Origin of the sequence: Micromonospora sp. WMMD1219, assembly GCF_049315215.1 — a bacterium.
GTDB lineage: Bacteria > Actinomycetota > Actinomycetes > Mycobacteriales > Micromonosporaceae > Micromonospora > Micromonospora tulbaghiae.
In genome coordinates this window covers 641,656-668,383 of the sequence record NZ_CP186057.1, presented here as the reverse complement: position 1 = coordinate 668,383, position 26,728 = coordinate 641,656, and the positions used below count along the sequence as shown (strand labels likewise).

20 protein-coding genes are annotated in these 26,728 nt (G+C 73.0%); 13 read left to right on the top strand and 7 right to left on the bottom strand.

Annotation, left to right across the window (positions count from 1 at the left end):
- The first annotated feature begins 37 nt into the window (after nucleotides 1–37).
- Together ACN27C_RS03100 and ACN27C_RS03095 are read left to right on the top strand one after the other, a co-directional pair.
- On the top strand, nucleotides 38–1,027 hold the full coding sequence (locus ACN27C_RS03100; RefSeq protein WP_199733183.1) for a 4-hydroxy-3-methylbut-2-enyl diphosphate reductase: 990 nt from the start codon (nucleotides 38–40) through the stop codon (nucleotides 1,025–1,027).
- Nucleotides 1,028–1,065: 38 nt separating this feature from the next.
- A complete protein-coding gene (locus ACN27C_RS03095) occupies nucleotides 1,066–1,476 on the top strand; it encodes a hypothetical protein (RefSeq protein ID WP_358169503.1) in 411 nt (136 codons plus the stop codon).
- Between the two features lie 61 nt (nucleotides 1,477–1,537).
- Here the strand turns inward: ACN27C_RS03095 and ACN27C_RS03090 are convergent, their stop codons facing one another.
- Nucleotides 1,538–4,828, bottom strand: coding sequence for a S8 family serine peptidase (locus ACN27C_RS03090; RefSeq protein WP_422750396.1), 3,291 nt, complete (start codon nucleotides 4,826–4,828; stop codon nucleotides 1,538–1,540).
- A 149-nt stretch (nucleotides 4,829–4,977) separates the two neighbouring features.
- Entirely contained in the window at nucleotides 4,978–6,156 is a 1,179-nt protein-coding gene (locus ACN27C_RS03085) for a DNA recombination protein RmuC (protein WP_121684786.1), read from the bottom strand.
- Between the two features lie 54 nt (nucleotides 6,157–6,210).
- Between ACN27C_RS03085 and ACN27C_RS03080 the strand changes: the two genes are divergently transcribed.
- The gene (locus ACN27C_RS03080; RefSeq protein ID WP_120571610.1) at nucleotides 6,211–7,002 is read left to right on the top strand and encodes a hypothetical protein; all 792 of its coding nucleotides are present in this window, start codon (nucleotides 6,211–6,213) and stop codon (nucleotides 7,000–7,002) included.
- A gap of 48 nt (nucleotides 7,003–7,050) precedes the next feature.
- Here ACN27C_RS03080 and ppc read toward each other — a convergent pair whose 3' ends face one another.
- Nucleotides 7,051–9,837 carry a phosphoenolpyruvate carboxylase gene (gene ppc / locus ACN27C_RS03075; RefSeq protein ID WP_252453101.1) on the bottom strand — a complete coding sequence of 929 codons (2,787 nt, stop codon included), beginning with the start codon at nucleotides 9,835–9,837 and terminating at the stop codon, nucleotides 7,051–7,053.
- A 123-nt stretch (nucleotides 9,838–9,960) separates the two neighbouring features.
- Nucleotides 9,961–10,989: a hypothetical protein gene (locus tag ACN27C_RS03070; protein ID WP_422750395.1), complete on the bottom strand. Its 1,029-nt coding sequence runs from the start codon at nucleotides 10,987–10,989 to the stop codon at nucleotides 9,961–9,963.
- A gap of 84 nt (nucleotides 10,990–11,073) precedes the next feature.
- On the opposite strand from ACN27C_RS03070, the gene ACN27C_RS03065 reads away from it, so the two are divergent.
- Nucleotides 11,074–12,114 carry a S66 family peptidase gene (locus ACN27C_RS03065; protein WP_422750394.1) on the top strand — a complete coding sequence of 347 codons (1,041 nt, stop codon included), beginning with the start codon at nucleotides 11,074–11,076 and terminating at the stop codon, nucleotides 12,112–12,114.
- Between the two features lie 93 nt (nucleotides 12,115–12,207).
- Here the strand turns inward: ACN27C_RS03065 and ACN27C_RS03060 are convergent, their stop codons facing one another.
- Nucleotides 12,208–13,116 (bottom strand): cyclase family protein, encoded by a 909-nt coding sequence (locus ACN27C_RS03060; protein ID WP_422750393.1) that lies wholly within the window; start codon nucleotides 13,114–13,116, stop codon nucleotides 12,208–12,210.
- 156 nt (nucleotides 13,117–13,272) lie between these two features.
- Here ACN27C_RS03060 and mfd point away from each other — a divergent pair, with 156 nt between their 5' ends.
- The 4 genes from mfd to ACN27C_RS03040 all read left to right on the top strand — a co-directional run bounded on the left by mfd (nucleotide 13,273) and on the right by ACN27C_RS03040 (nucleotide 20,737).
- Nucleotides 13,273–16,929: a transcription-repair coupling factor gene (mfd, locus tag ACN27C_RS03055; protein ID WP_421499727.1), complete on the top strand. Its 3,657-nt coding sequence runs from the start codon at nucleotides 13,273–13,275 to the stop codon at nucleotides 16,927–16,929.
- A 104-nt stretch (nucleotides 16,930–17,033) separates the two neighbouring features.
- A complete protein-coding gene (locus tag ACN27C_RS03050; protein ID WP_422750392.1) occupies nucleotides 17,034–17,804 on the top strand; it encodes a hypothetical protein in 771 nt (256 codons plus the stop codon).
- Entirely contained in the window at nucleotides 17,801–18,790 is a 990-nt protein-coding gene (locus tag ACN27C_RS03045; protein ID WP_422750391.1) for a nucleoside triphosphate pyrophosphohydrolase, read from the top strand. The genes ACN27C_RS03050 and ACN27C_RS03045 overlap by 4 nt, the downstream gene beginning before the upstream one ends.
- A gap of 327 nt (nucleotides 18,791–19,117) precedes the next feature.
- Nucleotides 19,118–20,737: a DUF885 domain-containing protein gene (locus ACN27C_RS03040; RefSeq protein ID WP_422750390.1), complete on the top strand. Its 1,620-nt coding sequence runs from the start codon at nucleotides 19,118–19,120 to the stop codon at nucleotides 20,735–20,737.
- A 31-nt stretch (nucleotides 20,738–20,768) separates the two neighbouring features.
- On the opposite strand, the gene ACN27C_RS03035 is transcribed toward ACN27C_RS03040, so the two are convergent.
- On the bottom strand, nucleotides 20,769–21,524 hold the full coding sequence (locus tag ACN27C_RS03035; RefSeq protein ID WP_422750389.1) for an NAD(+) diphosphatase: 756 nt from the start codon (nucleotides 21,522–21,524) through the stop codon (nucleotides 20,769–20,771).
- A 161-nt stretch (nucleotides 21,525–21,685) separates the two neighbouring features.
- A complete protein-coding gene (locus tag ACN27C_RS03030; RefSeq protein ID WP_350814632.1) occupies nucleotides 21,686–22,378 on the bottom strand; it encodes a hypothetical protein in 693 nt (230 codons plus the stop codon).
- A 212-nt stretch (nucleotides 22,379–22,590) separates the two neighbouring features.
- Here ACN27C_RS03030 and eno point away from each other — a divergent pair, with 212 nt between their 5' ends.
- The 5 genes from eno to ACN27C_RS03005 are packed head-to-tail and all read left to right on the top strand — an operon-like array spanning nucleotide 22,591 to nucleotide 26,602.
- Nucleotides 22,591–23,874, top strand: a complete 1,284-nt coding sequence (eno, locus tag ACN27C_RS03025) for a phosphopyruvate hydratase (RefSeq protein ID WP_013284093.1) — start codon at nucleotides 22,591–22,593, stop codon at nucleotides 23,872–23,874.
- A gap of 28 nt (nucleotides 23,875–23,902) precedes the next feature.
- Nucleotides 23,903–24,538, top strand: coding sequence for an FtsB family cell division protein (locus ACN27C_RS03020; RefSeq protein ID WP_358170446.1), 636 nt, complete (start codon nucleotides 23,903–23,905; stop codon nucleotides 24,536–24,538).
- A gap of 23 nt (nucleotides 24,539–24,561) precedes the next feature.
- Nucleotides 24,562–25,119 (top strand): DUF501 domain-containing protein, encoded by a 558-nt coding sequence (locus tag ACN27C_RS03015; RefSeq protein WP_350814634.1) that lies wholly within the window; start codon nucleotides 24,562–24,564, stop codon nucleotides 25,117–25,119.
- A gap of 1 nt (nucleotide 25,120) precedes the next feature.
- The gene (locus tag ACN27C_RS03010; RefSeq protein ID WP_120571601.1) at nucleotides 25,121–25,630 is read left to right on the top strand and encodes an amino-acid N-acetyltransferase; all 510 of its coding nucleotides are present in this window, start codon (nucleotides 25,121–25,123) and stop codon (nucleotides 25,628–25,630) included.
- A gap of 42 nt (nucleotides 25,631–25,672) precedes the next feature.
- Entirely contained in the window at nucleotides 25,673–26,602 is a 930-nt protein-coding gene (locus tag ACN27C_RS03005) for an exopolyphosphatase (RefSeq protein WP_422751568.1), read from the top strand.
- Nucleotides 26,603–26,728 lie beyond the last annotated feature (126 nt).

The window sequence follows — 26,728 nt, the reverse complement described above, 5'->3', positions numbered from 1 at the left end:
CGCTGCCGCGCGGGAGAGCGGCACGTACGATGGGCGGGTGACTGACGCTGAGACGACTCCCCGGACCGGCAAGCGCGTGCTCCTGGCCAACCCCCGCGGCTACTGCGCGGGCGTGGACCGGGCGGTGCAGACCGTCGAGGAGGCGCTGAAGCTCTACGGCGCGCCGATCTACGTGCGCAAGCAGATCGTGCACAACAAGCACGTGGTGCGCACGCTGGAGGCCCAGGGCGCGATCTTCGTGGAGGAGAACGAGGAGGTGCCGGAGGGCGCCACCGTGATCTTCTCCGCCCACGGCGTGGCCCCCGAGGTCTACGAGCAGGCCAAGCAGCGCTCACTGCGGGCGATCGACGCGACCTGCCCGTTGGTCACGAAGGTGCACCACGAGGCCCGCCGGTTCGCCGCGCAGGACTACGACATCCTGCTCATCGGCCACGAGGGGCACGAGGAGGTCATCGGCACCGCCGGTGAGGCGCCCGCCCACATCCAGCTCGTCGACGGCCCGGACGGCGTCGACAAGGTCACCGTGCGCGACCCGGAGAAGGTGGTCTGGCTGTCCCAGACCACGCTGTCGGTGGACGAGACGCTGGAGACCGTGGCCCGGCTCAAGAAGCGGCTGCCGCTGCTCCAGTCGCCGCCCAGCGACGACATCTGCTACGCGACCTCCAACCGCCAGCACGTGGTCAAGGAGATCGCCCCCGAGTGCGACGTGGTGATCGTGGTCGGCTCGCGCAACTCCTCGAACTCGGTCCGGCTGGTCGAGGTGGCGCTCGACGCCGGGGCCCGCGCCGGCTACCTGGTCGACTTCGCGCACGAGATCGAGGACGCCTGGCTGACCGGCGCCCGGACCGTGGGTGTGACCTCCGGCGCGAGCGTGCCGGACGAACTGGTCCAGCAGGTGCTCACGCACCTGGCCGAGCGCGGCTTCGGGGACGTCGAGGAGATCACCACCGCCGACGAGCGGCTGACGTTCTCGCTGCCGCAGGAGCTCAAGCGCGACATGAAGGCCGCCGCCGCGGCCCGCGGCTGACCGGGAACGGATCGGCCGCCCGCCGCGTCCAACCGAGCATGAAGACTCCTCGTACGGTGCTCGTCGCACTGCTCGCCGGTCTCGCGTTGACCGCCTGCGCCGCACCCGGCGACGGGTCCACCGATCCCAGCCCCAGCCCGAGTACGACGGGAGCCGCCCCCGTGACCAGCCAGCCCGACCCCGGCACCAGCCCGAGCCGTCCGAACCCCTCCTGGAAGGGCGGCCCGTCGACCCCGCCGGGTGTCGGCGGCACCGTCATCAGCGGCACCGTGCAGGCCGGCGTGGAGCCGAACTGCCTGCTGCTCGACGGCCACCTGCTCGTCGGCGGCCCGCGCGACGTGCTCAAGGCCGGCGCCCGGGTCGAGGTCACCGGCCACCCCGAACCGGGCATGATGACCACCTGCCAGCAGGGCACCCCGTTCGTGGTCGAGTCCGCCCGCCCCGCCTGACGACGACACGACGGAGCCCCGCCCCCTGCGAGAGGGGACGGGGCTCCGTCGTGTCAGCGGATCAGTTGACCGCGACGACCTCGACCGAACCGCGGCCGACGACCGCGCCCTCGGTGGTGGTCACGGCCAGGTCGCCGTACAGCTCCCGGCCGGCGGCCGGGGTGGACAGGGCGGTCACCGCACCGGTGAGGGTGGCGGTGGCGCCGTTGGCCAGCGACAGCGGCGTGGACGGCGCGGAGAGCGTGCCCAGCTCCGGGGAGGCGAACGAGTCCCGGTAGTCGTACGCGGTGCTCGGGTCGCTCATCGAGTAACCGTCGACCACGACCCGGTAGGTGCCCGGCGTCGGGTTGGTCAGCGTGACCGCCTCCTCCGAGTCACCGTCGGCCGACTGGCCCACCTGGGTGGTGCCGCGGAACACGGTCAGGTCCAGGTCGGCGCTCAGGTCGGACGGGTTGCCGATCCGGGCGGTGAACGAGGTGGCGCCCGCGGGCACCTCCACCACGTACTCCTGGCTGGCGCCCTCGGTGATGCTCGGCCGCTCGGTCCGGACGCTGGCCAGCGGGCCGCCGACGCCGGTCACCTGGACCGGGCCGAACGTGTTGGTCAGGCTCCAGCTCACCGGGGCCGGGGTGCCCGCGGTGACCGACGGGAGCTGGACCACGGCCGGCTCCACCTTGACGCCCTGCACGCGGGCCTGGAGCCGGAACGGGTTGTCCAGCGCCGGCGAGGTGCGACGCGCCTCCACCTCGATCTCCCACACACCCGGCAGCGGGTTCTGGTAGTCCCGCTCCTGCGGCTTGCAGACCGCGGCGTCGGAGAAGTTGGTGTAGCAGGCGGTGCTGGCGGTGCTCTCGACCGGCACGCCGTACGGGTTGATGGCGATGAACCGGGTCTGCGAGCCGGTGGCGATGCCGGACAGGTTGACCTGGAGCGCGCCCGCACCCGGCGGCACCGTCACGAAGTACGACCGGAAGCCGTTGCGCTCGACCGAGCCGTCGGCCGAGAACGAGTACGCCGGAGCGGCGACCGGGTTCGAGGCGATCACGACGGTGGCGACCTCGAAGTCGACAACGGAGGTGGCCGGGTCGTCGACGGTCATGATGGCGCCGTGCGCGCCGGCCGTCATCGGCTTGGCCTTCACCTTGACCGTGACGGTCTTGTTCAGCGGCAGCCACACCACCTTGGGGGCGCTGTAGGTGCCGTCGTTGCCGCGGAAGGCGACCTCGTGCTTGATGCCCTTGTTCGGGCCGCTGGTACGGGTCAGCTTCACCTCGTAGTGGCGGCTCTCCTTGACCTTCTGGCCACCACGGTCGGCGGCGCAGCGGTTGTAGAGGCCGGTGCCGACGTTCGGGTTCGGCACGAACGTGCCGGAGGCCCGGTCGTAGCGGGTCAGGTTCGGCGACAGCTCGGTGCAGACCGGCGCCTCGGAGGTGTAGATGCGGGTCTGAACGCCCTTGGCGAGCAGGCTCCACGCGCCCGGCACGTTGAACATGCCGTAGCCCTGCGCGTACGTCGGGACGCCGGTGATCGGCTGGCCCGAGGTGTAGACGGCCCGGCGCAGCGCGGCCGGGGTGACGCCCTTGCCGGTCGCCTTGGCGGCCGACAGCAGCAGCGCGGCGGCGCCGGTGGCCTGCGGGGCGGCCATCGAGGTGCCGTTGAGCATCTGGTAGCCCGGGGGCAGCGGGTAGCCCGCCTCCGGCACCGGGTTGCCCGGCTGCCAGGTCGGCGCGGTGGAGATGGCCGAGCCGGGGGCGGTGATGTTCGGCTTGAAGCCGCCGTCCTCACGCGGGCCGCGCGAGGAGAAGTTGAACAGCGCGTTGTCCTTGCGGACCACCGAGCCGTAGTTGGCCAGCCAGGTGTCCTTGCTGATGCTCGCCGCGACGCTCACCACGTCGGTGGCGACCGACGGGTCGCCGACCGTGTTCACGCCCGGACCGGAGTTGCCGGCCGAGATGAACAGCTGCACGCCGTACGTGTTGATCAGGTCGTTGTAGAGGACCGCGCGGGCGTTCGAGCCGTCGTTGAGCGCGGGCAGGCCGCCGATCGACATGTTCACCACGTCGACCTTGCGGTTGATCACCAGGTCGGCCATGCCGGTGGTGAGCGCCGCCGCGGTGCAGCCGCCGCCCCACGAGCAGGCGCGGGCGGAGACCAGCTTGGCACCGGGGGCGGCACCGTCGAAGGCGCTGTTGCCCAGCATGTCGTTGGCGGCGGTGATGCCGGCGACGTGCGTGCCGTGGGTGCTCTCGATGATGCCGATGTTGACGTAGTCGACCAGGCCGGGGCCGCCGACCGGGGCGGTGTCCACGTTGCGCCGGTACTCGACCACGAACGGGATCTGCTCGCGTACGGCGGTGGCCGGGTCGTCCGTGCCGAAGTGACCGACCTGGAACTTCTCCTTGTACGGCCGCATCACCTCGTCGTCGGTGAAGTCGTTGTTCTGGTTCGCGTCGACGCGCACGTCACCGGTGGTGGGGTTGTAGAGCACGCCCCAGAAGTCGGTGGTGTCGCCGTCGCGGTTGAGGTCACCCCGTGCGTCGCTGTTCGCGGTGATGTTCTCGCGGAAGACGTTGAACCGGTAGTTGCCGGCCGGCGCCGTCCAGGTGCCCAGCGAGGTGGTGAACGACGGGCCGCTGACCTCGGTCAGCATCGGCCGCCAGGAGGCGTCCTCCAGCGGGTCGGTGGCGGTGACCCAGTCGACGATCTTGCGTTCGCCGGTGGTGGTCGTCTGGAGCGCCGGCTGGTCGAGGTCCACACCGGAGTCCATGATGCCGATGGTGACGCCGCGGCCGTCCCACTGCGGGTTCGCGGCCTTGAAGGCCTCCGCGCCGGTCTCGTTGGTCGGCATGTACGGGTTCACCGCGCCGGTGTCACCGCCCGGCCCGGCCAGCGCCTGGGCCTGGGTGGCGGTCTTCGCGCCCTTCGGTGCCGCCTCGGGCGCCGGGTCGGGGAGCTTGATGGTCTCGTCCAGGTCGACGGCGGCGACACCGGGCAGCGTGGCGGCCTTGAGCGCCTTCGCGGTGGGGACCTTCGCCAGCACGTAGCCGATCTGGTCGTATCGCTGGCTGACGGTGGCGCCGAGGCCGGTCAGGCCGTCGACGACCTTCTTGGCCGAGCCCTTCTTCGCCGCGATGATCATCGTGACGGTCGGCGCGTTCTTCGCCTCGGCCTCGTCGAGCAGCTTGGCGTCGTGTGCGCCCAGTGCCTTCGCGGCGGTCGGCTGCGAGGGTTGGGTGGCGGGGGCGGCGCTCGCGGTACCGGCGCCACCTCCCACGGTCAGGGCACCGGCCGCGAGGACCGAGGCCAGAAGCGCGGCGGACGGACGCCGGCTGCGCGTGCGGGGTTTACTCAACGTTCTCTTCCTCCAGAGAACAGGGCCCTCGAAGGGGCAGGGCACGTGTGACGGTGATCCTGCGTCTCACGACGGCAGGTGTCACTACCCGGCCTGGGTTTGTGATCAGTCCGTGACAAGAATCGGTCTACGTCATCACGTGCGGCGTGTTAGGCGTCGACGTCCGTCGACCTCTCGGCCGATGTGGACGGCGCGCCCAGCAGCTCCGGCGCCTGCGGCTGCCTCGGCGCCAGCTCGACCTGCGCCGGCGCGGCCAGCTCGTCGTCGGAGACACCCAGCTCGGCCAGCTTGCGGGCGCTCACGAGCACCCGCGCCTCCAGTGAGCCCACCGCCCGGTTGTAGGCCGTGACCGCCCCGCTCAGCGAGCTGCCGAGCTTGCCGACGTGGTCGCCCAGTGTGGACAGCCGCCCGTACAGCTCGCGGGCCAGCGAGTGGACGGTGGCCGCGTTGCGCGCCAGCGCCTCCTGCCGCCACGAGTAGGCGACGGTGCGCAGCAGCGCCACCAGCGTGGCCGGCGTGGCGAGCACCACGTTGCGGGCGAACGCGTGCTCCAGCAGGGACGGGTCGCGTTGCAGCGCCACGTCGAGGAACGGGTCCGCCGGCACGAACAGCACCACGAACTCGGGGGTCTGGTCGAACGCCGACCAGTAGGACTTGGCGGCCAGGCCGTCCACGTGCGCACGCAGGTGCCGGGCGTGCGCGTCCAGGTGGGTGTCGCGCCCGCGCTCGTCGCGCGCCTCCATCGCGGTCAGGTACGCGTCGAACGGCGCCTTCGCGTCCACCACCACCGTCCGGCCGCCGTGCAGGCGTACCACCAGGTCGGGGCGTACCCCCTGGTGGTCGGTCGCGGCGGTGACCTGCTCGCTGAAGTCGCAGTGCTCCAGCATGCCGGCGGCCTCGACGATCCGGCGGAGCTGGTGCTCGCCCCAGCGGCCCCGCACCTGCGGCGCGCGCAGCGCGGCGACCAGCTGCTTGGTCTCGGTGCGCAGCTCGCCGGAGACGGCGCTCATCGACCGCACCTGCTCGCGCAGCTCGGCGTACGCGTCGACCCGGTCCCGCTCCAGCTCCGCCACCCGCTGCTCGTAGCGGCGCAGCGTGTCGTGCAGCGGCGCGACCGCGCGGGCCACCGCCTCCTGGGACTGCGCGGTGGCCTCGTAGCTGAGCGCCCGCATGGACTGCTCCAGCCGGCCCTCACCCGCCTGGGTGGCTGCCAGTGTCGCCTCCAGGCGGGCGATGTCCGCCGCGGCGCGCGCCCGGGCGGCCAGCCAGCCAACCGCGCCGCCCGCGGCGAGACAGAGCACCACCACGGCCAGCGTCGCAAAGCTCATGGCCAAGAGCTTGCCAAACGGGTACGACTCGCGCCCGGTGGGTACGTTCGAGTCATGGAGTTCGCGTTGTGGCTGGTCCTGATCCTGCTGCTCGGAGGTGCGTTCGTGTTCTGGCGGTGGGGGAGCAGATCGCGTCGGGCCAACGAGCTGGCCGACGCCCGCGCCGAGGCACAGCGGTGGTACGAGCGGCTCGGCGGCCAGCTGATGAACCTGCACGGCGACGCCCCGGCGGTCCGGCAGGCGCTCGCCGACGCCGGTGAGCGGTACAACGCGGCCGGTTCGCAGCTGGAGCAGGCGACCACGCCGCGCCAGTTCGGGCTGGCCCGGGAGACCGCGCTGGAGGGGCTGGCGTACATCCGGGCGGCGCGGACCGCGATGGGCATCGACCCGGGTCCGGAGCTGCCGCCGCTCGCCGCTGCCCAGGGCGCGGGCGCGCTCACCAAGGAGCGCCAGGTCGACGTGCAGGGGCAGACGTTCCGGGCCGGCCCGCAGCCGGGGAACGCGACGCCCTACTACTACCCGGGTGGCCGGTTCCAGGGGCGGCCGGTGCCGGCCGGCTGGTACTCCACGCCGTGGTGGAAGACCGCGCTCGGCGCGGGCGTCGGTGTGGTCGGTGGTCTCCTGATCGCGGACGCGCTGTTCTCACCCGCGTTCGCCGACCCCGGGTACGACGCCGGCTACCAGGAGGGCTTCGGCGACGGCCAGGACTTCGGCGACCAGGGCGGCGACATGGGCGGAGACATGGGCGGCCAGGGCGACTACGCCGGTGGCGACTTCGGCGGCGGGGACTACGGCGGCTTCGGCGGCGGCGACTTCGGTGGTGACTTCGGCGGAGGCGACTGGTAGCCGGCCCCGGCGGGGCCCTCGCTCGCACGAGTGCCCCGCCCGGGGAGATCAGCCGGTGTTGCGCATGCCGGCGGCGATGCCGTTGACGGTGGTCAGCAGCGCCCGCTCCAGCGCCGTACCGTCGTTCGGGGCACGCCGCCCGCCCGGCGCGGTCACCACCGCCCGCCCGGCGGCGCCGGATTCGCGGTACTGCCGCAGCAACGCCACCTGCAGGTGGTGCAGCGGCTCCAGGTAGGTGTCCCGCACGGCGAGCGTGCGCTGGAGCACCGGCGAGTTGTCCAGCAGCGCCGGTGACGCGGTGACCGCCAGCACCTCCTGCTTGGTCAGCTCGTACTCCTGCTCGATCTTGTCGAAGATCGGGTGCAGCTTCTTCGGCACCAGCGTCTCGACGTACCGCCGGGCGATGGTCAGGTCGGTCTTGGTCAGCATCATCTCGACGTTCGACAGGAACGTGCGGAAGAAGTGCCAGTTCCGGTTCATCTCGGCGAGCACGTCGGCCAGCCCGGCCGCCCGCGCGGCAGCCAGCCCGGAGCCCACGCCGAACCAGCCCGGCACGATCTGCCGGGTCTGCGTCCAGCCGAACACCCACGGGATGGCGCGCAGGCCGGACAGTCCGGCGCCGGTGTTCGGGCGCTTCGCCGGCCGGGAGCCGATGTTGAGCGCGCCGAGCAGCTCGGTCGGGGTGGAGGCCCAGAAGTACGCGGGCAGATCCGGGTCCTCGACCAGCGACCGGTACGACCGGAACGCCGACTCCGAGACCACGTCCATGGCCGCGTCCCAGCGCTCCAGCATCTCGGCCGGCTGCCGGGGCGCGGTGTGCAGCAGCGTGGCCTGGAGCACCGCGGCCACCGTCAGTTCCAGGTTCTCCCGGGCCAGCGCCGGCAGCGTGTACTTGTCGGAGATGACCTCGCCCTGCTCGGTCACCTTGATCGCGCCGTCCAGCGTGCCGTACGGCTGGGCCAGGATCGCGTCGTGCGTGGGGCCGCCACCCCGGCCGACGGTGCCGCCCCGGCCGTGGAACAACCGCAGGTGCACGCCGTGCCGCGCGGCCACGTCCCGCAGCGCGCGCTGCGCCCGGTGGATGGACCACTGGCTGGTGGTGATGCCCGCCTCCTTGTTGGAGTCGGAGTAGCCGAGCATCACCTCCTGCACGTCGCCCCGGGCGGCGACGAGCGCCCGGTACGCGGGCAGCGACAGCAGCTCGTCCAGCAGCTCGCCACCGGCGTTCAGCTCGGCCGGGGTCTCCAGCAGCGGCACGATGCCGATGCGGGCGCGCCCGGAGTGCACGTCCACCAGGCCGGCCTCGCGGGCCAGCACCACGGCGGCCAGCACGTCGTCCACGCCGAGCGTCATCGAGATGATGTACGACTCGATGACCTCGGGGCCGAACCGGTCCTGCGCCTCGCGGATGGCCGCGAACACGTCGAACGTCTTGCGGGCCGACTCGGTGAGCGGGCTGTCCTGGGTGGAGAGCGGCCGTCGGCCGGTCAGCTCGTCGGCGAGCAGCTTGGTGCGTTCCAGCCGGGACAGCGCCGGGTAGTCGGAGACCTCACCGACCGCCTCGTAGAGCTGGGCCAGCACCTCGTGGTGCTTCTCCGCGTGCTCCCGGATGTCCATGGTGGCCAGGTGCAGGCCGAACGCGGACACCGTACGGATGGCCGAGGCGAGCCGGCCCACGGCGGTGAGCTGGCCGGAGTTGCGGGCCAGCGACGCGCGCAGCAGCTCCAGGTCGGCGATCAGCTCGGTCGAGCCCCGGTAGTCCCGCCCGGGCACGTGCGGGGTGCCGGTGCGCAGCCGCTCCCGGGTGTTGGCGAGCTTCGCCTTCACGCACCGCGCCTTGAGCCGGTACGGCTCCTCCGCGTTGACCCGGCGGAACCGGGGCGCCACCTCGGGCAGCGCGTCCAGGTCCTTGGCCAGGCTGGCGGACAGGTCGAGCGACACCGCGCGCAGCCGCCGGGACACGCTGACCTCGGTGATCAGCTCGTCCATCGCCTTCTCGGTGGCGGCGATGCCGTGCTCGTGCTGGATGCGCAGCACCTCGCGGGTGACCACCGGCGTGACGAACGGGTTGCCGTCGCGGTCGCCGCCGATCCAGGTGCCGAAGCTCAGCGGGCGGGACGTCGGCGACGTCTCCACGCCGAGCGTGCGCAGCGTGTCGGCGAGGTCGTCGAGGACCTGCGGCGCGGCCTCGGCGTACAGGTCCCGCAGGTAGTAGATGGCGTTGCGCGCCTCGTCGGTCGGGTCCGGCCGGTCCAGCCGCAGCTCGTCGGTCTGCCACATGAGATCGAGCAGTTCGGCCAGGCGGCGGTTCGCCGGGCCCTCGTCGCTGGCGCCGTAGAGGATCGCGTTGGCGGTCTCGGTGTCCAGCTCGTCGGCCACCGCGCGCAGCTTGGACAGGATGGACCGGCGGGCCGCCTCGGTGGGGTGGGCGGTGAAGACCGGGCGTACGGCCAGCCGCCGGGCCGCGGCGGCGATCTCCTCGGCCGGTACGCCCCGTTCGGCGATCATCTTGGCCGCCTGGTCCAGCCAGCCGCCGTGGGTGGCGCGGCGGCGGCGCAGGTCCCGGGCGCGGTGCACCTGCTCGGTGATGTTCGCCAGGTGGAAGTAGGTGGAGAAGGCGCGGGCCAGTTTCGTGCCGGTGGTGACGTCGAGCCCGGCGAGGCGCTGGGCGGCGGCCGGCACGTCGGAGCGGACCTGGGCGCGGATCTCCTCGACCAGGTCGAGCAGCGGGCGGCCCTCCTGCCGGGCCAGGGTCTGCCCGAGCAGCGTGCCGAGGCGGCGGATGTCGGCCCGGAGAGCGGCGTCGGGGCCGTCGTGGTCGTGCTGGTCGGTCACGGTTGCGCTCCTTACGCGAGGACGAAGGACAGCGCTGTCCGACTCCTCTGGATGGTATCCGCGTGGGCCCGGGGGACAGGAGAGGGACACCGTGATGATCTGCACTCTGGGACGGTTTGCCGGTCAGCCCTGATCGGCGCCGTGCCGCCCCGGTGCGGGTCGCCGGCGGGCGCGGAACATGGTCGCGGTGAGCAGACCGGCCAGGCCGGCGACCACCCAGGCCAGCAGCCCGGTCAGCGCCCAGCCACCACCGCGCCAGTCGAAGTAGATCGCCGACTTGAACAGGTCGGTGGCCAGGCCGGGCACGTTCCAGCGGTGCATCCCGCGCAGGAACGGCGGCAGGAACTCGGGCGCGTAGATGCCGCCGGAGCCGGGGTTGCCGAGCACCACGAGCAGCAGGATCACGATGCCGGTGCCGAGCAGCCCGAGCCAGCCCTGCACGGCGGCGGCCACCATCCCGGCCGCGAACGCGGCGAGCGCCCCGACCACCGCGACCGTCGCCACACGGTCTTCGAACACGCCGAGGACCGGTCCGACCAGGATCGCCCCGATGACGCCCAGCAGGATCGCGTGCACCGCGAGCGTGGCGATCCGCAGCCCGGCCCGGCGCAGGTCGCGCGGGCTCGTGCCGAGCGAGATACCGAGCGCCGTGGACGCCAGGTAGCCGCCGAGCACCACGCCGACGGCCAGGTAGAACGGGACCAGGCCGCGCGGGTCGTCGGCGGAGACCGGCACGTCGTCGGTGACCTCCAGCGGCACCCCGGCCTGCCGGGCCGCCTCGGTGAACACGCCGGTGACGAGTTCGGTGGCGGCGGGCGCGCCCGCGCTGGCGGTGGCGAGCGTCAGGCCGCCGTCCGGGGCGGAGCTGAGCACCGCGTACACCGAACGGTCGTTGAGGCCGTCGAAGGCGGCGCCGCGGCTGTCGTACCCGATCGGTTTGATCGTGTCGGTGCGGGCGCGGACGGCGGACATCACGGCCTGCGCCTGCTGGTCGCTCGTGACGACGGCGACCGGCACGTCGCGCGGGTCGGGCTTGTGCAGCGCGCCGACGTAGGCGGCGATGAACGCGCTGGCCAGCGCGAGGGTGCCGAGGATCAGCGCCGCAGTGCGGGGCAGCCAGTCCCGGGTACGCAGCTCCGGCTCGTCGTCCACGGCCACAGCCTATTGCGGGCATATGCCCGTCTCGTGCGGTTTCGTCGGGCGAAAACCGCTGGTCCCGGCCGATAGCGTCGGCTCATGCAGGTGCCTGTCTATCCCGCCAAACCGCAGCCGGGCGACCGCGTCGCGGTCGTCTCGCCCTCCGCCGGCCTGCCGGGTCTCTTCCCCCACGTGTACGAGCTGGGGCTGCGCCGGCTCCGCGACGAGCTGGGTCTGGAACCGGTGGAGTATCCGACCACCCGGGTCATGGGCGCCGACCCGCGCGACCGGGCACGTGACCTGACCGCCGCGTTCGCCGACCCGACGATCACCGCCGTGCTGGCCACGGTCGGCGGGGACGACCTGATCACCGTCACGCCGTACCTGGACGACGACGTGCTGCGGGCCAACCCGAAGCCGTACTACGGCTACTCGGACAACACCACCGTGCTCAACCACCTGTACCGGCTGGGTGTCGTCGGCTACCACGGCGGGTCGGTGCTGGTGCACCTCGGGCGCTCCGGCAAGCCGCACCCGCTCACGCTCGACTCGCTGCGCGCCGCGCTGTTCACCACCGGCTGGTACGACCTGACCGCCGCGCCCGAGTGGGGCGACGAGCCGTGCGACTGGCGCGACCCGGCCGCGCTCGCCGAGGAACCGCCGATGTACCCGTCCGAGGGCTGGCGCTGGCACGGCCCGGCCCGGGTGGTGCAGGGCCGGACGTGGGGCGGCTGCCTGGAGATCGTGCACTGGCTGATGGCGACCGACCGGGTTCCGTCCGCCGCCGAGCTGGCCGGGTCGGTGCTGGTGCTGGAGACGTCGAACGAGCTGCCGTCCGCGCAGGAGGTCTTCCGGATCGTGCGCAACATGGGCGAGCGGGGTCTGCTCGCCGCCGTCCCGGCGATCGTGGTCGGCCGCCCCAAGGCGTGGGACTTCGACCGGCCGCACTCGGTCGCGGAGCGGCTGGCCTGGGCCGCCGACCAGCGGGCGGCGATCCTGTCGGCGCTCGCCCCCTACGCCGACGACCCGGTGGTGGTCTTCGACGTCGACCTGGGCCACACCGACCCGCAGCTGATCATCCCGTACGGCGGCGAGATCCGGGTGGACGCCGTGGAGCGCCGGATCGCCGTGCGCTACTGACCCCGGACGGGTTCGCCGCCGGTCCGGCGAGGTGGTGGCACCACGGGGACCGTGATCCCGCCACCTCGGCGAAGTGGTGTGGATCTTGCTGGGTCAGGCGCCCACGACGGCGAAGGCGCGGACCGGGAACGTGCCCATGCCGGCCACCCGCGGCGGGGCGGCGGTGAACCGGAAGCCGGTCGGGGGCAGCGCGTCCAGGCCGGTCAGGTGCTCCACGATCGGGATGCCGGCGGCCAGCAGACCGGTGTGCGCCGGGCGTTGACCCGCTGCCGCCGCCGTCATGTCGTCGATGTTGATCGAGTCGATGCCGACCAGCGCCGCGCCCGCCTCGGCCAGCCACTGCGCGCCGTCACCGGTCAGGTAGGGCGCCTCCGCAGCGGCGTACGCGTCGGTGCCGAAGTGCGCGTCCCAGCCGGTGTGCAGCAGCACCGCACACCCGGCCACGTCGTACGGGGCGAGCAGCAGCTTGTCCACCGCGCGGGTACCGGCCGGCACGCGTACCACCAGGCCGGGCAGGCCGGCGAGGCGGTCCAGCGGCACCCCGGTCAGGTCCGGGCCGTCGGCGAAGCGGTGCGACGGCGTGTCCACGTACGTGCCAGTGTTGGCGACCATGTCGATCCGCGCGACGTGGAACTCGACACCCGGCGCGTACCGCTCCCGGGACGCCTCCCGGGTCAGCCAGTCGCTGATCGCCGGGCCGGGCCAGCCGGGCAGCGTGACCAGGCCGTCGGTGATCACGTGACTCAGTTCGACGAGCTTCCGCCCGCCGCCGGCCGGGGCGGCCACCCCTCGCCCGCCCTTGTGCGGCTCCTCGACGACGGTCCGGTTGGTGATCCGTACCTCGCCGACCATGAGCAGCCCCAGGTGCCGGACCAGCAGCGCGGCCACCTCGTCGTCGGTGACGTCCGGGTGCGGCACGTCCAGCCGGAACCCGTCGGTGCGCAGACCACCACCGTTCGCGAAATCCACCTCGGCGTCGAAGACTGCCCGATACTCGACCATCCACCCACCGCACCACGTGCCGTGGCGCAGCGTCAAGATCCGCAAGCTGGGCGGGCCCGGATTGTCGGGACAGGGGGATAGGCTCGAACGGTGCACCCCCCGTCCGGCTGGACGCGGGGTCGTCGTCGTGTGTCGATCCGCTGGAAGTGATCACTGATGCTCACCGGACTCTTCTCCGCCGCCCTGGCCGACCCGGGGCTGGCCCGGGCGCGTGACCTGGCGCGCTCCGGTGCCGCGCAGGTCGACGGGCTCGACCTGACCGCCCCGGCCGCGCTCCGCCCGTTCGCGGTGGCAGCGGTCGCCGCCGACGAGCCGGCCGGCGGCGCGGGCCGCCCCGTGCTCGCGGTCACCGCCACCACCCGGGAGGCCGACGACCTGGCCTCCGCGCTGGGCAGCCTGCTGCCGCCGGAGCAGGTGGCGGTCTTCCCCTCCTGGGAGACGCTGCCGCACGAGCGCCTGTCGCCCCGCTCCGACACGGTCGGGCGGCGCCTCGCCGTGCTGCGCCGGCTCGCCCACCCGGACGCCGCCGACGCGCACGGCCGCACCGGGCCGCTGCGGGTCGTCGTCGCGCCGGTCCGCTCGCTGCTCCAGCCGCAGCTCAAGGGCCTCGGCGACCTGGAGCCGGTGCAGCTCGCCGCCGGGGACGAGGCCGACCTGGAGGAGGTCGCCCGCCGGCTCACCGACATGGCGTACGCCCGGGTCGACCTGGTCACCAAGCGCGGCGAGTTCGCCGTACGCGGCGGCATCCTCGACGTCTTCCCGCCCACCGACGAGCACCCGTCCCGGGTCGAGTTCTGGGGCGACGAGGTGGAGGAGATCCGCACCTTCGCGGTCGCCGACCAGCGCACCATCGAGGGCGTCGCGCAGCTCTGGGCGCCACCGTGCCGGGAGCTGCTGCTGACCCCGGCGGTGCGGGAGCGGGCCGCCGCGCTCGCCGCCGAGCACCCCGAGCTGGCCGAGATCCTGGACAAGCTGGCCGAGGGCATCCCGGTCGAGGGCATGGAGTCCCTCGCCCCCGCGCTGATCGGCGCCGACGCGCTGGAACTGCTCGTCGACTGCATGCCGGCCGGCACCCACGTCCTCCTCTGCGACCCCGAGCGCATCCGCACCCGCGCGCACGACCTGGTCCGTACCTCGGAGGAGTTCCTCCAGGCCAGCTGGGCCGCGGCCGCCGTCGGCGGCCAGGCCCCGGTCGACCTCGGCGCCGCCGCCTTCAAGACCCTGGCCGAGGTACGCACGGCAGCCCGCGCCCTGCGCCAGCCCTGGTGGACGCTCGCGCCGTTCGGCCTGGTCGAGGCGGACGCGGCACCGGCCCGGCAGCCCTGGGAGGACGAGCCGGCCGCTGTCGACGTCACCCCCGACGACGCCATCGCGGTGAGCCTCGCCGCCCAGCCGGCCCCGCTCTACCACGGCGAGACCGCCCGGGTGGTCGACGACCTCAAGCGCTGGGCCGGCGAGGGCTGGTCGATCGCGCTCGTCTTCGAGGGGCACGGTCCCGCCCAGCGGGCCGTCGAGGTGCTCCGCGACGCCGGTCTCGGCGCCCGGCTCACCGAGGAGGTGCCCACCGCGCCCGCACCCGGCGAGCTGCTCGTGTCCTGCGGCTGCCTGACCGCCGGGTTCGTCGACGAGGCGTCGAAGTTCGTGCTGCTCACCGGCAACGACGTCACCGGCGGCCGGGGCACCTCCACCCGCGACATGCGCAAGATGCCCAGCCGGCGGCGCAACACCATCGACCCACTGGAGCTCAAGGCCGGCGACTTCGTGGTGCACGAGCAGCACGGCATCGGCCGGTACGTCGAGCTGGTGCAGCGCACCGTCAACGGCGCCAGCCGCGAATACCTGGTCATCGAGTACGCGCCGAGCAAGCGCGGCCAGCCCGGCGACCGCCTGTTCGTCCCCACCGACCAGCTCGACCAGCTCTCCCGCTACGTCGGCGGCGAGCAGCCCACGCTGCACAAGATGGGCGGCTCGGACTGGCAGAAGTCCAAGGCCCGGGCCCGCAAGGCGGTCCGCGAGATCGCCGCGCAGCTCATCCAGCTCTACGCCGCCCGCAAGGCGTCCAAGGGGCACAACTTCGGCCCCGACACCCCGTGGCAGCGGGAGCTGGAGGACGCGTTCCCCTGGCAGGAGACACCCGACCAGATGGCCGCCATCGAGGAGGTCAAGCGGGACATGGAGCAGACCGTCCCGATGGACCGGCTGATCTGCGGCGACGTCGGCTACGGCAAGACCGAGATCGCGGTACGGGCGGCGTTCAAGGCGGTGCAGGACGGCAAGCAGGTGGCCGTGCTGGTGCCCACCACGTTGCTGGTGCAGCAGCACTACAACACGTTCGCCGAGCGGATGAGCCAGTTCCCGGTGTCGATCCGGCAGCTGTCCCGGTTCCAGACGCCGAAGGAGACCGAGCAGACGCTGGAGATGGTCGCCGCCGGCACCGTCGACATCGTCATCGGCACCCACCGGCTGCTCCAGGCGTCCACCCGGTTCAAGCAGTTGGGCCTGGTGATCATCGACGAGGAGCAGCGGTTCGGCGTCGAACACAAGGAGCACCTGAAGACGCTGCGCGCCTCGGTCGACGTGCTCGCCATGTCGGCCACCCCGATCCCGCGCACGCTGGAGATGGCGATCACCGGCATCCGGGAGATGTCCACCATCGCCACGCCGCCGGAGGAGCGGCACCCGGTGCTCACGTTCGTCGGCGCGTACGACGACCGGCAGGTGGCCGCGTCCATCCACCGTGAGCTGCTGCGCGACGGTCAGGTCTTCTACCTGCACAACCGGGTCGAGTCGATCGAGAAGACGGCCCGCAAGCTCCGGGAGCTGGTGCCGGAGGCCCGCGTCGCGGTGGCGCACGGACAGATGGGCGAGGAAGCGCTGGAGAAGGTGATGGTCGGCTTCTGGGAGAAGGAGTTCGACGTCCTCGTCTGCACCACGATCGTCGAGTCCGGCATCGACATCCCGAACGCCAACACGCTCATCGTGGAGCGGGCCGACCTGCTCGGCCTGGCCCAGCTGCACCAGATCCGCGGCCGGGTCGGCCGGGGCCGGGAGCGGGCGTACGCGTACTTCCTCTACCCGCCGGAGAAGCCGCTCACCGAGAACGCGCACGAGCGGCTGGCGACCATCGCCCAGCACACCGAACTCGGCGCCGGCATGTACGTGGCGATGAAGGACCTGGAGATCCGCGGCGCCGGCAACCTGCTCGGCGGCGAGCAGTCCGGCCACATCGAGGGCGTCGGCTTCGACCTGTACGTCCGGATGGTCGGCGAGGCCGTGTCCGCGTTCAAGGGCGAGAGCACCGAGGAGGAGACGGAGGTCAAGGTCGACCTGCCGATCGACGCGCACCTGCCGCACGACTACGTCGCGGTGGAGCGGCTGCGCCTGGAGATGTACCGCAAGCTCGCCGAGGCCCGCGACGAGGAACGCCTGCGCGAGGTGGTGGCCGAGATGACCGACCGGTACGGCGAGCCGCCCGCGCCGGTGCAGAACCTGGTCGCGGTGGCCCGGTTCCGGCTGCTGGCCCGCCGCTACGGGCTCACCGACGTGTCGATGCAGGGCAAGCACATCCGGTTCGGCCCGCTGCCGCTGCCCGACTCGAAGCAGATGCGGCTCAAGCGGTACCACCCGGACTCGGTCTACAAGCCGGCGCTCGACCAGGTCAGCGTGCCCCGGCCGAGCACCCGGCGGATCGGCGGCGAGCCGTTGCGCGACCAGGCGCTGCTGGAGTGGTGCGGGCAGCTCCTGGCCGACGTCCTCGGCAAGCCCGAGGAGCTGGCCGGTGTTGCCAGCCCCGCAGTGGCGAGCGGACGATGACACACCAAGCCCGAGGAGTTCGCCGGTGTCGCCCGGTCGGCGGCCGGTGCGCGATGAGGTGGGCGGAGTCACAGGTCCGTACTCGCCGTGAGAGAGTGACCCTCATGCGTGCTCGCCGTTCCCTCGTCGCCGTCAGCGTCGCGGCCCTTGCCGCGCTCTCTCTCGCCGCCTGTGGCCGCTCCGCCCCGGACGTCGCCGCGTACGTCGGCGACAGCCGGTACTCCGTCGACCGGGTCGACGCGATCTACGAGGACGCGCAGCGGCAGTACGCGGACGCCGTCCGTAGCCAGTCCCCGCAGACGCCGTCGCCGGCGGAGCTGCGGTCCTCGGTGACCCGGCAGGACGTGCTGAACCTGCTGGTCGCGATCGACCTGGGCAAGCGCGTGGTGGCCGACAAGGGCCTCCAGGTCACCGACCAGATCTCCCCGGAGCAGATCCAGCAGGCGCTCCGCATGCCGGCGACCACCGAGTACACGAAGCTGTGGGGCGAGTGGGTCGACCTCTCCAGCACGCTCCAGCAGAGCCTGCCCCCGGCCGACCTCAGCGACGAGTCCCTGATGGCCGTCTACCACGCCCTGGAGAAGACCGGGGCGATCCAGCCGGGCCTGAGCGTCGACCAGGTCCGGCAGGCGTTCGGCGAGGCCGGGTTCGTCCGCACCGCCACCGCGCTCAGCAGCGCGCTGCAGGAGCAGGCCGAGAAGTCGGACGTCCGCGTCAACCCGCGGTTCGGCGTGACGGGCGTGCCGTCGCTGGTCAACACCGGCCAGTCGTTCGTCTTCTACTCCCTGCCGTACGTCGACCAGGACGGCCCGGTCACCGACATCTCGACGCCGGAGGCGCCGGCCTCCGACTCCCCGGCTCCCGGAGCCGTATGACAGCCCGGATCGTCCTGCTCGTCACCTCACCCCGGCTGCCCGCCGGCCTGCTGACCTCGGCCGCCTGGGACGCCGTACGCTCCGCGCCGGTTCTCGCCGGTGCGGAGAGCGAGCTGACCCGCGCGGTCCGGACAGCCGGCACCGACGTCAGCGTGGTGACCGAGGGTGCGACCCAGGCGCTGCTCGACGCCGCCGCCGCGCGGGGCGGCGCGGTGTGGCTGGCCGGCCCGGCCGGCGACGAGACGCTGGCCCGTGAGCTGGGGCTACGGCTGGCACGCGAGCCCGGCCTGGCCGAACTGGAGCTGATGTACGGCTCGTGGGATCCGCCCGGCGCCCGGCTGCTCGACGCGGTCGAGGTGATGGACCGGCTGGCCTCCCCGGGAGGCGATCCGTGGAAGCGGGCGCAGACCCACCGCACCCTGGCCGGGTTCCTGCTGGAGGAGTGCTACGAGGCGTACGACGCGATCAGCGCCGACGACACCGACGCGCTCCGCGAGGAACTGGGCGACGTGCTGCTCCAGGTGCTGCTGCACGCCCGGCTGGCGGAGAACCTGCCGGAGGGCAAGAGCTGGACCGTCGACGACGTCGCGGGCACGCTGGTCGACAAGATGGTGCGGCGCAACCCGCACGTGTTCTCCGGCGAGCCGGCCGGCTCGATCGAGGAGATCGAGGCGAACTGGGAACGCATCAAACGGGCCGAGAAGACCCGCGAATCGGTGCTGGACGGCATCGCGCTGAGCCAGCCCGCGCTCTCCCTGGCCGCGAAGATCCTGGACCGGGCCGGCCGGGTCGGTCTCGCCGTACCGCCCCCGCTGGCCGAGTCGCAGGTGGACCCGGAGGCCCGGCTCGGCGCGAGCCTGCTGGCCACCGTCGCCGCCGCCCGTCAGGCCGGCATCGACCCCGAGGCCGCGTTGCGGCGGGCCACCTTGGCGTACGCCGAAGCGGTCCGAGCCGCCGAACGCACCACCCCGAACCACCCCACCTGACCCAAGCCGCCCCCACCCCGGCCCGCGATCTTGCACTTGCCGCCCCGTGGATGTCGCGAATGCCCCATCTGCCCGGGCGCAAAGTGCAAGATCGCCGTAGATGGCCGCCCCGCCTCCCGGCACGCGAGACATGCAGTCCACATTCCGGCCTGCCCGGGCCGTGGTGCTCGCCACACGCGCCTCCAGGCGACTCCGAGCGGTGATCAAGGAGTTCGTGTCGGGATTGGACGCTGGCGAGGACACAAACTCCTTGATCAACGCGACGGAGGGAGGGGGAAGGGGAGGCGGCGCGGGGAGGAGGGGTGGGGCGGTCGGTAGGGTCGGGGGATGGAAGCGTTCGGGCCGCTGGCGGAGCGGATCGTGGAGGCGTTGCTGGAGAGCCGGCCCGGGTTGGCCACCTCCGCCGGAGACCACCGGTACGACGACCGGCTGCCCGATCTCTCCGCCGACGCCCTCGCCGCCGACCAGGCGATGCTGAAGGACGCGGCCGACGCGCTCGCGGAGATCGACCCGGACGCGCTCGACCCGGCGGAGAGCGTCGACCACGCGCTGCTCGCCAGCCTCGTCGACCGAGGTCTGTTCGAGGCCACCGAGATCCGCACCCACGAGTGGGATCCGCTGCGCCACAATCCGGGGCCGCTGCTGCACGCCCTGCTGGCCCGTCCCTTCGCCCCGGCCGAGGAGCGCCTGACCAACCTGGCCGGGCGTCTGTCGGCCGTACCCGATGCGCTGTCGACGGCGCGCGCGACGCTGCGGGACATGCCGCGGGTCCACGCGGAGACGGCGGTCGGGCAGTTCACCGGTACGGCGGCGCTGATCCGCGACGAGGTGCCCGGGCTGCTGGCCGAGGCGCCGGCGTTGCGCGACCGGGTCGGCCCGGCGGCCACCGAGGCGATCGCCGCGCTGGAGGAGTTCGTGGCCTGGCTGCGGCAGGGCCTGGCCGCCGACGCCGGCCCGGGGCGTGACCCGCGGCTGGGCCGGCGGCGCTGGGAGGCGCGGCTGTGGCACACGCTCGACACCGAGCTGAGCGCCGCCGAGGTGCAGCGCCGCGCCTGGGCGAACCTCGACCGGGTCACCGAGGAGATCCGCGCGGCGGCGGTCGAGCTGGTCGGTGGTCCGGCCGACGACGAGACGGTACGCCGGGCGCTGGACCTGCTGGCCGCCGAGCGCCCGGACGACGCCACGATCGTCGACCTCGCCTCGGTCACGCTGGACGAGGCGAGTGACTTCGTCCGCCACCACGACCTGGTCAGCATGGTCAGCGACCCGTGTGTCATCCAGGAGATGCCGGAGTTCGCGCGGGGCGTGGCGGTGGCCTACTGCGACTCGCCGGGCCCGCTGGAGACGGCCGACGTGCCGACGTTCTACTGCATCTCGCCCACCCCGGCGGGCTGGCCGGCGCAGCGGGTCGAGTCGTTCTACCGCGAGTACAACGACCACATGATCCGCAACCTGACCGTGCACGAGGCGATGCCCGGGCACTTCCTCCAGCTCGCCCACGCCCGCCGCTACGAGGGCCCGACGCGGGTACGCGCGCTCACCGAGTCGGGCGTGTTCATCGAGGGCTGGGCGGTCTACGCGGAGGAGCTGATGGCCGGGTTCGGCTTCGGCGGGCTGCCGGTGCGTTTGCAGCAGCTCAAGATGCAGCTGCGGATGACCATCAACGCGCTGCTGGACCAGCTCGTGCACTGCGACGACCTGCCCGAGTCCGAGGCGATGGCGCTGATGACCGGGCGCGGCTTCCAGGAGGAGGGCGAGGCGGCCGGCAAGTGGCGGCGGGCGTTGCTCACCTCGACGCAGCTCTCCACGTACTTCGTCGGCTACAGCGAGATGGCCGACATCGCCGCCGCCCGGCCGGACGGGGTGCCGCTGCGGGACTGGCACGACGCCATGCTGGCGCACGACTGCCCGCCGCCGCGCCACCTGCGGACGCTGCTGGGGGTGTGAGGGTCACCGCCGGGCAGCGACCGGCCTGCGGTCACCGCCGGGCGGCGACCGCGTCGATCAGCCAGCGCGACAGGGAGTACGCGGGCGGCAGCTCGGCGGGCAGCGCGCCGGTCGGGAACCAGCGCGCCTCGGTCAGCTCGGTGCCGTCGACGACCGGTTCGGCGGCCGGGTCGGTCACCTCGGCGGTGAACCCGGCGAGCAGCGTGCCCGGTCCGGACAGCGCCCACGGCTGGCTGTCCACGTACACCGGTCGCCGCAGTGTCAGGCCGACCTCCTCGGCGACCTCGCGGTGCACCGCGGCCTCCAGCGACTCGCCCGCCTCGACGAATCCGGCGACGAGCGCCCACAGCTGCGTCGGTCCCTGCGCGTGGCGGACCAGCAGCAGCTCGTCGGGGCCGTCGGCCGGGCCGGGGCGGGTGATCGCGGTCAGCACCGCGACGGACAGCGGCAGGAACACGGTGAGGTCGCACTCCGGGCAGTGCCGCGCGGTCTCGCCCGGCACGTCGGCCAGTTCGGCCCGGCACGCGCCGCACCACCTGTGGGTACGCCGCCAGGTGACTACGGCCAGCGCCCGTCCGGCCAGGTCGGCGCGGGGTGCGGGCAGCTCGGCGGCGAGGCCCCGCCAGCTGCGCCACCGGCCGGGCAGCGACTCCGGATCGGCCACCTCGGCCGCCCACGCGGGGATGCCGTCGAGCGTGCCGACCGGGGTCCAGGCGAGGTCGCCGGGCAGCGCGCCGACCCGTAGCGGATGCTCGTCCGGGCCGGTCAGCAGCTTCCGGCCGGCCACCGGCAGCGCCAGGTCGTCGGGCCGCGGCGGCCGCCCGTGATCGGCAGCGGGCAGGAATCCGGTGCCCGGCGGGCGAGCGTCAACGGCCCGGGTCCCGGCGCCGGGCGAGGAACCGTCGCCGGCCCGACCTGCGGCACCGGCGGCGGCACCGGCGGGCGGGGTCACGACGTGGACGGGCGGCGGTCCACCACGCCGGCGCCGTCCGGCACCGCGAACGCAGCGGCCTCGACGCTCTCGGTGTAGCGGCTCAGCGTCACCTCGGCGGGCTTGCCGTCGAGCGTGCCGGAGAAGCTGGCCAGCACGCCCTCGTTCGTCACGCAGGCGTTGAAGCGCTCCCCGTCGTGGGTGACGTCGACGCAGGTGGCGTGGCGGCCGGCGAGCGTGGTGTCGCTCTGCTCGATGACCGCCTCCGGCGCCAGCGCGGCGTCGGTGAGCAGCCGGATCACCGCGGGCGGCGTGACCAGGCCCTGCTTGCGCGCCTCGTCGTAGACGATCACCGACGGCTTGCCGGCGGTGAGCACGGGCGGCGAGACGGTGCAGGAGGTACGGGCGGCGGTGCTCGCGCACCGGGTCACCGACTCCTGGGTCACCGTGATCTTGCCGCCGGGCCAGGTGTACGTGGACCGCAGCGGCTTCTTGGTCTGCGCGATCGAGGCGGTCCGGCCGCCGTCGATCTGGTAGTCGGCGGCCCAGGTCTGCTCCAGCGCCCGGTCCATCCGCGCGGCGAGGTCGTTGACCAGGTCGGCGCGACCGAGCGCGACGTTCGCGTCGTCCAGGGCCTGACAGCCGGTGACCGAGAGCGACGCGATGACCGAGGCGGCGAGCACGCGGAGAGTCGTCGAGGCGGCAGGCATGATGCCCAGCCTTGTCGATCGACGCAACGTCTCGCAAACCGGTTGCCGGTTGACGACCGGTAATCCGGGAATGTCCGTCTCAGCAAGCGCCTCGGGGGCCGCCCCGAGCGGGGTGCGGCAGGGCGGGGACCGATACGCTGCGTTCAACACCTGCCTCAGCCGCACCGTCGCGGCCCATACGGACCGGAACCACACAAACGAGGAGCGACTCAGTGGCAACCATCGAGGGAATCGTCGCCCGGGAGATCCTGGACTCGCGGGGCAACCCGACGGTCGAGGTCGAGGTCGGGCTCGACGACGGCACGATCGCCCGCGCCGCGGTGCCGTCCGGCGCCTCCACCGGCGCGTTCGAGGCGGTCGAGCTGCGCGACGGTGACAAGGATCGCTACCTGGGCAAGGGTGTCGAGAAGGCGGTCGCCAACATCGAGGACCGGATCGTCGACCAGCTCATCGGCTACGAGGCCAGCGAGCAGCGGCTGATCGACCAGAAGATGATCGACATCGACGGCTCGGACAACAAGGGCGAGTTGGGCGCGAACGCCATCCTCGGCGTCTCCCTGGCCGTGGCCAAGGCCGCCGCCGGCAGCGCCGAGCTGAGCCTGTTCCGCTACCTGGGCGGCCCGAACGCGCACCTGCTCCCGGTGCCGATGATGAACATCCTCAACGGTGGCGCGCACGCCGACTCGAACGTCGACATCCAGGAGTTCATGATCGCGCCGATCGGCGCGCCGACGTTCCGGGACGCGCTGCGCTCGGGCGCCGAGGTCTACCACGCGCTGAAGTCGGTGCTGAAGAAGAAGGACCTGTCGACCGGCCTGGGCGACGAGGGCGGCTTCGCCCCGAACCTGCCCACCAACGCCGCCGCGCTGGACCTGATCGCCGAGGCCGTGGAGAAGGCCGGCTACCGGCTCGGCACCGACATCGTCTTCGCGCTCGACGTGGCCGCCACCGAGTTCTTCGACAACGGCACCTACACGTTCGAGGGCAGCGCCAAGAGCGCCGAGGAGATGAGCAACTACTACACCAAGCTCGCCGGCGACTACCCGATCGTGTCGATCGAGGACCCGCTGGCCGAGGACGACTGGAGCGGCTGGGCCACCCTCACCGCCGCGCTCGGCGACCGCATCCAGATCGTCGGCGACGACCTGTTCGTGACCAACCCGCAGCGCATCGCCCGGGGCATCGCCGAGCAGGCCGCCAACGCGGTCCTGGTGAAGGTCAACCAGATCGGCTCGCTCACCGAGACGCTCGACGCCGTCGACCTGGCCCACCGGGCCGGCTTCAAGTGCATGATGAGCCACCGTTCCGGCGAGACCGAGGACACCACCATCGCCGACCTGGCCGTCGCCACCGGCTGCGGGCAGATCAAGACCGGCGCACCGGCCCGCTCGGACCGGGTGGCCAAGTACAACCAGCTCCTGCGGATCGAGGAGGAGCTGGCCGACGCGGCGCGGTACGCCGGTGCCGGCGCGTTCCCGCGCTACCGTTCGGCCTGAGCGAGCGCTCCGGGGGAGGGGTGTGACGATGCAGCAGCGCCGCACACCGGGTGGCCAGCGGCCCGCCCGTCGGCCGGGGCAGCCCGGCCGGACGGGCGGTGCCCGGGTCCGGTCCACGGCACGCGACAACGGCGTCCGCGCGGAGGCGCGCGCCGCCGGCCGGTCACCCGGCGCGTCTCGTGCCACCGACGGCGTACGCTCCGCGAGCCGCCCCGCCGCGGCCCGGCGTACCGCCGCCGGTGGCCCGGTCAAGCGGCTCACCGCACCCCAACCCCGGCGCTTCACCGGGCGCGCCACAGTGCTGTTCGCGGTGCTGATCGCGCTCGCCCTGGCGTACACCTATCCGGTCCGGGTCTACCTGGACCAGCAGGCCGACATCGAGCGGATGGAGGCGGCGCAGGCCGCCCAGCGGGCCGAGATCGACCGGCTCACCGCCGAGGCGGCCAAGTGGAAGGACCCGGAGTACGTCAAGACGCAGGCCCGGGAGCGGTTCTTCATGGGCAAGCCGGGCGAGACGCTGCTCGTGGTGCTCTCCGACCCGGAGGGCGCCGCGAAGGACGCCGGCAAGGGCGCGAGGCCGGGGGCGCCGAAGCCACCCGAGCCCTGGTACGACACCCTGTGGGGGAGCGTGCGGGCGGCCAACGCCGAGCGCCCCGACAAGTGAGCTTTGATTCGAGAGGCACTTCCTTGAGCGTCGTACCACCGCAGGAGCCGGCGGCGGACTCCGTACCCCCGCCGGAACGCCAGCCGGCCACCGAGGCCGACCTGGCCGCGGTGGCCGCGCAGCTCGGACGCCCGCCGCGCGGCACCCGCGCGGTGGCCCACCGGTGCCCCTGCGGCCTGCCCGACGTGGTGGAGACGACGCCCCGGCTGGCCGACGGCACGCCGTTCCCGACGCTGTTCTACCTGACCTGCCCGCGCGCCACGGCGGCGTGCAGCCGGCTGGAGTCGGCCGGGCTGATGAAGGAGATGGCCGAGCGGCTCGCCGAGGATCCGGAACTGGCGGCGCGGTACCGGGCGGCGCACGAGGACTACCTGACCCGCCGGGAGGCGATCGGCGAGGTGCCGGAGATCGCCGGCATCTCGGCCGGTGGCATGCCGGGGCGGGTGAAGTGCCTGCACGTGCACCTCGGGCACGCGCTCGCGGCCGGGCCGGGGGTCAACCCGTTCGGCGACGAGACGCTGGCGCTGGTGGAGAAGTGGTGGGCGGCCGGGCCCTGCGTGGACGTGCCAGCGGTCGAGTGAGATGAGCGCCGACGAGATCACTGTGCGCCGGGCCCGCACCACCGACGTGCGCGGGATCCGGCGGCTGGTGGACACCTACACCGACGACCGGCGGCTGCTCAGCAAGGCGACTGTGACGCTGTACGAGGACGTGCAGGAGTTCCGCGTCGCGGTGACGTCGGACGGCACTGTGGTCGGCTGCGGCGCGCTGCACGTCATGTGGGAGGACCTGGCGGAGATCCGGACGGTGGCGGTCGACCCGTCCTGCCGGGGCCACCGGATCGGGCACCGGATCGTCGGTGAGCTGATCGACGCGGCGCGGGAGCTGGGCATCGCCCGGATCTTCGTGCTGACGTTCGAGACCGGCTTCTTCGGCTCGTTCGGCTTCCGCGAGATCGACGGCGCACCCGTCCCGCAGCCCGTCTACGAGCAGCTCCTGCGCTCGTACGACGAGGGCGTGGCGGAGTTCCTGGACCTGGAACGCGTCAAGCCCAACACCCTGGGCAACACCCGCATGCTGCTGCGCCTCTGACCCCGCGCGGGCTGCCGTAGGGTGGGCGCCGTGAGTGCGCGTGTGGCCGCCATCGACTGCGGGACCAACTCGATCCGACTGCTGATCGCCGACCTGCCGGAAGCGTCGGCCGGGGAGACGGCGCCGCTGGTGGACGTCAGCCGACGGATGGAGATCGTCCGGCTGGGGCAGGGCGTGGACCAGACCGGCATGCTCGCCCCGGAGGCGATCGAGCGGACCCGGGTGGCGCTCGCCGACTACGCGGCCGAGATCGAGAAGTCCGGCGTCGAGCGGGTACGCATGTGCGCCACCTCGGCCTCCCGCGACGCCTCCAACGCCGCCGACTTCCGCGCCATGGTCGAGCGCACGCTCGGCGTACCGCCCGAGGTGGTGACCGGCGACGAGGAGGCACGCCTGTCGTTCACCGGCGCGGTGCGCGGCCTGCCCGCCGACGCCGAGCCGCCGTACCTGGTGGTCGACATCGGCGGCGGCTCCACCGAGTTCGTCGTCGGCACCCGCGCCGACGGTGTGCGCGGCGCGATCTCCGTGGACATCGGCTGCGTCCGGATGACCGAACGGCACCTGCACGGCGACCCGCCGACAGCGGCGCAGGTCGCCGCCGCCGAGGCCGACATCGCCGCCGCCGTCGACCGCGCGCTCGCCGCCGTGCCCGGCCGGGAGGCCGCCACGCTGGTCGGGCTCGCCGGTTCGGTCACCACAGTGGTCGCCCTGGCGCAAGGGCTCCAGGAGTACGACCCCAGCCGCATCCACCACGCCCGGGTCTCGTACGAGCAGGTGGCCGCGGTGACCGCCGATCTGCTCGGAAAGAGCAGCGAGCAGCGGCTGGCGTACCCGGTGATGCATCCGGGGCGGGCGGACGTGATCGGCGCGGGCGCGCTGGTGCTGCGAGTGATCATGGAACGGGCCGGGATGCCCTCGGTGGTCGCCTCCGAGCACGACATCCTCGACGGCATCGCCTGGAGCCTCGCCTAGCCCTCTCCCTCTCACCGCTGCCTTCTCCGGCGATGATCAAGGAGTTTGTGTCCGATCCGGGCGCCTCCGAGGACGCCAACTCCTTGATCATCGGGCCCCGGCGGGGTGACACGGTGCTGTGTCGTT

Excerpts from the sequence above, each read along its gene's own strand:
- ACN27C_RS03095 (WP_358169503.1), top strand. The coding sequence starts at position 1,066 with ATGAAGACTCCTCGTACGGTGCTCGTCGCACTGCTCGCCGGTCTCGCG.
- ACN27C_RS03085 (WP_121684786.1), bottom strand. The coding sequence starts at position 6,156 with ATGAGCTTTGCGACGCTGGCCGTGGTGGTGCTCTGTCTCGCCGCGGGC.
- ACN27C_RS03080 (WP_120571610.1), top strand. The coding sequence starts at position 6,211 with ATGGAGTTCGCGTTGTGGCTGGTCCTGATCCTGCTGCTCGGAGGTGCG.
- ACN27C_RS03065 (WP_422750394.1), top strand. The coding sequence starts at position 11,074 with ATGCAGGTGCCTGTCTATCCCGCCAAACCGCAGCCGGGCGACCGCGTC.
- ACN27C_RS03060 (WP_422750393.1), bottom strand. The coding sequence starts at position 13,116 with ATGGTCGAGTATCGGGCAGTCTTCGACGCCGAGGTGGATTTCGCGAAC.
- mfd (WP_421499727.1), top strand. The coding sequence starts at position 13,273 with ATGCTCACCGGACTCTTCTCCGCCGCCCTGGCCGACCCGGGGCTGGCC.
- ACN27C_RS03050 (WP_422750392.1), top strand. The coding sequence starts at position 17,034 with ATGCGTGCTCGCCGTTCCCTCGTCGCCGTCAGCGTCGCGGCCCTTGCC.
- ACN27C_RS03045 (WP_422750391.1), top strand. The coding sequence starts at position 17,801 with ATGACAGCCCGGATCGTCCTGCTCGTCACCTCACCCCGGCTGCCCGCC.
- ACN27C_RS03040 (WP_422750390.1), top strand. The coding sequence starts at position 19,118 with ATGGAAGCGTTCGGGCCGCTGGCGGAGCGGATCGTGGAGGCGTTGCTG.
- ACN27C_RS03030 (WP_350814632.1), bottom strand. The coding sequence starts at position 22,378 with ATGCCTGCCGCCTCGACGACTCTCCGCGTGCTCGCCGCCTCGGTCATC.
- ACN27C_RS03020 (WP_358170446.1), top strand. The coding sequence starts at position 23,903 with ATGCAGCAGCGCCGCACACCGGGTGGCCAGCGGCCCGCCCGTCGGCCG.
- ACN27C_RS03010 (WP_120571601.1), top strand. The coding sequence starts at position 25,121 with ATGAGCGCCGACGAGATCACTGTGCGCCGGGCCCGCACCACCGACGTG.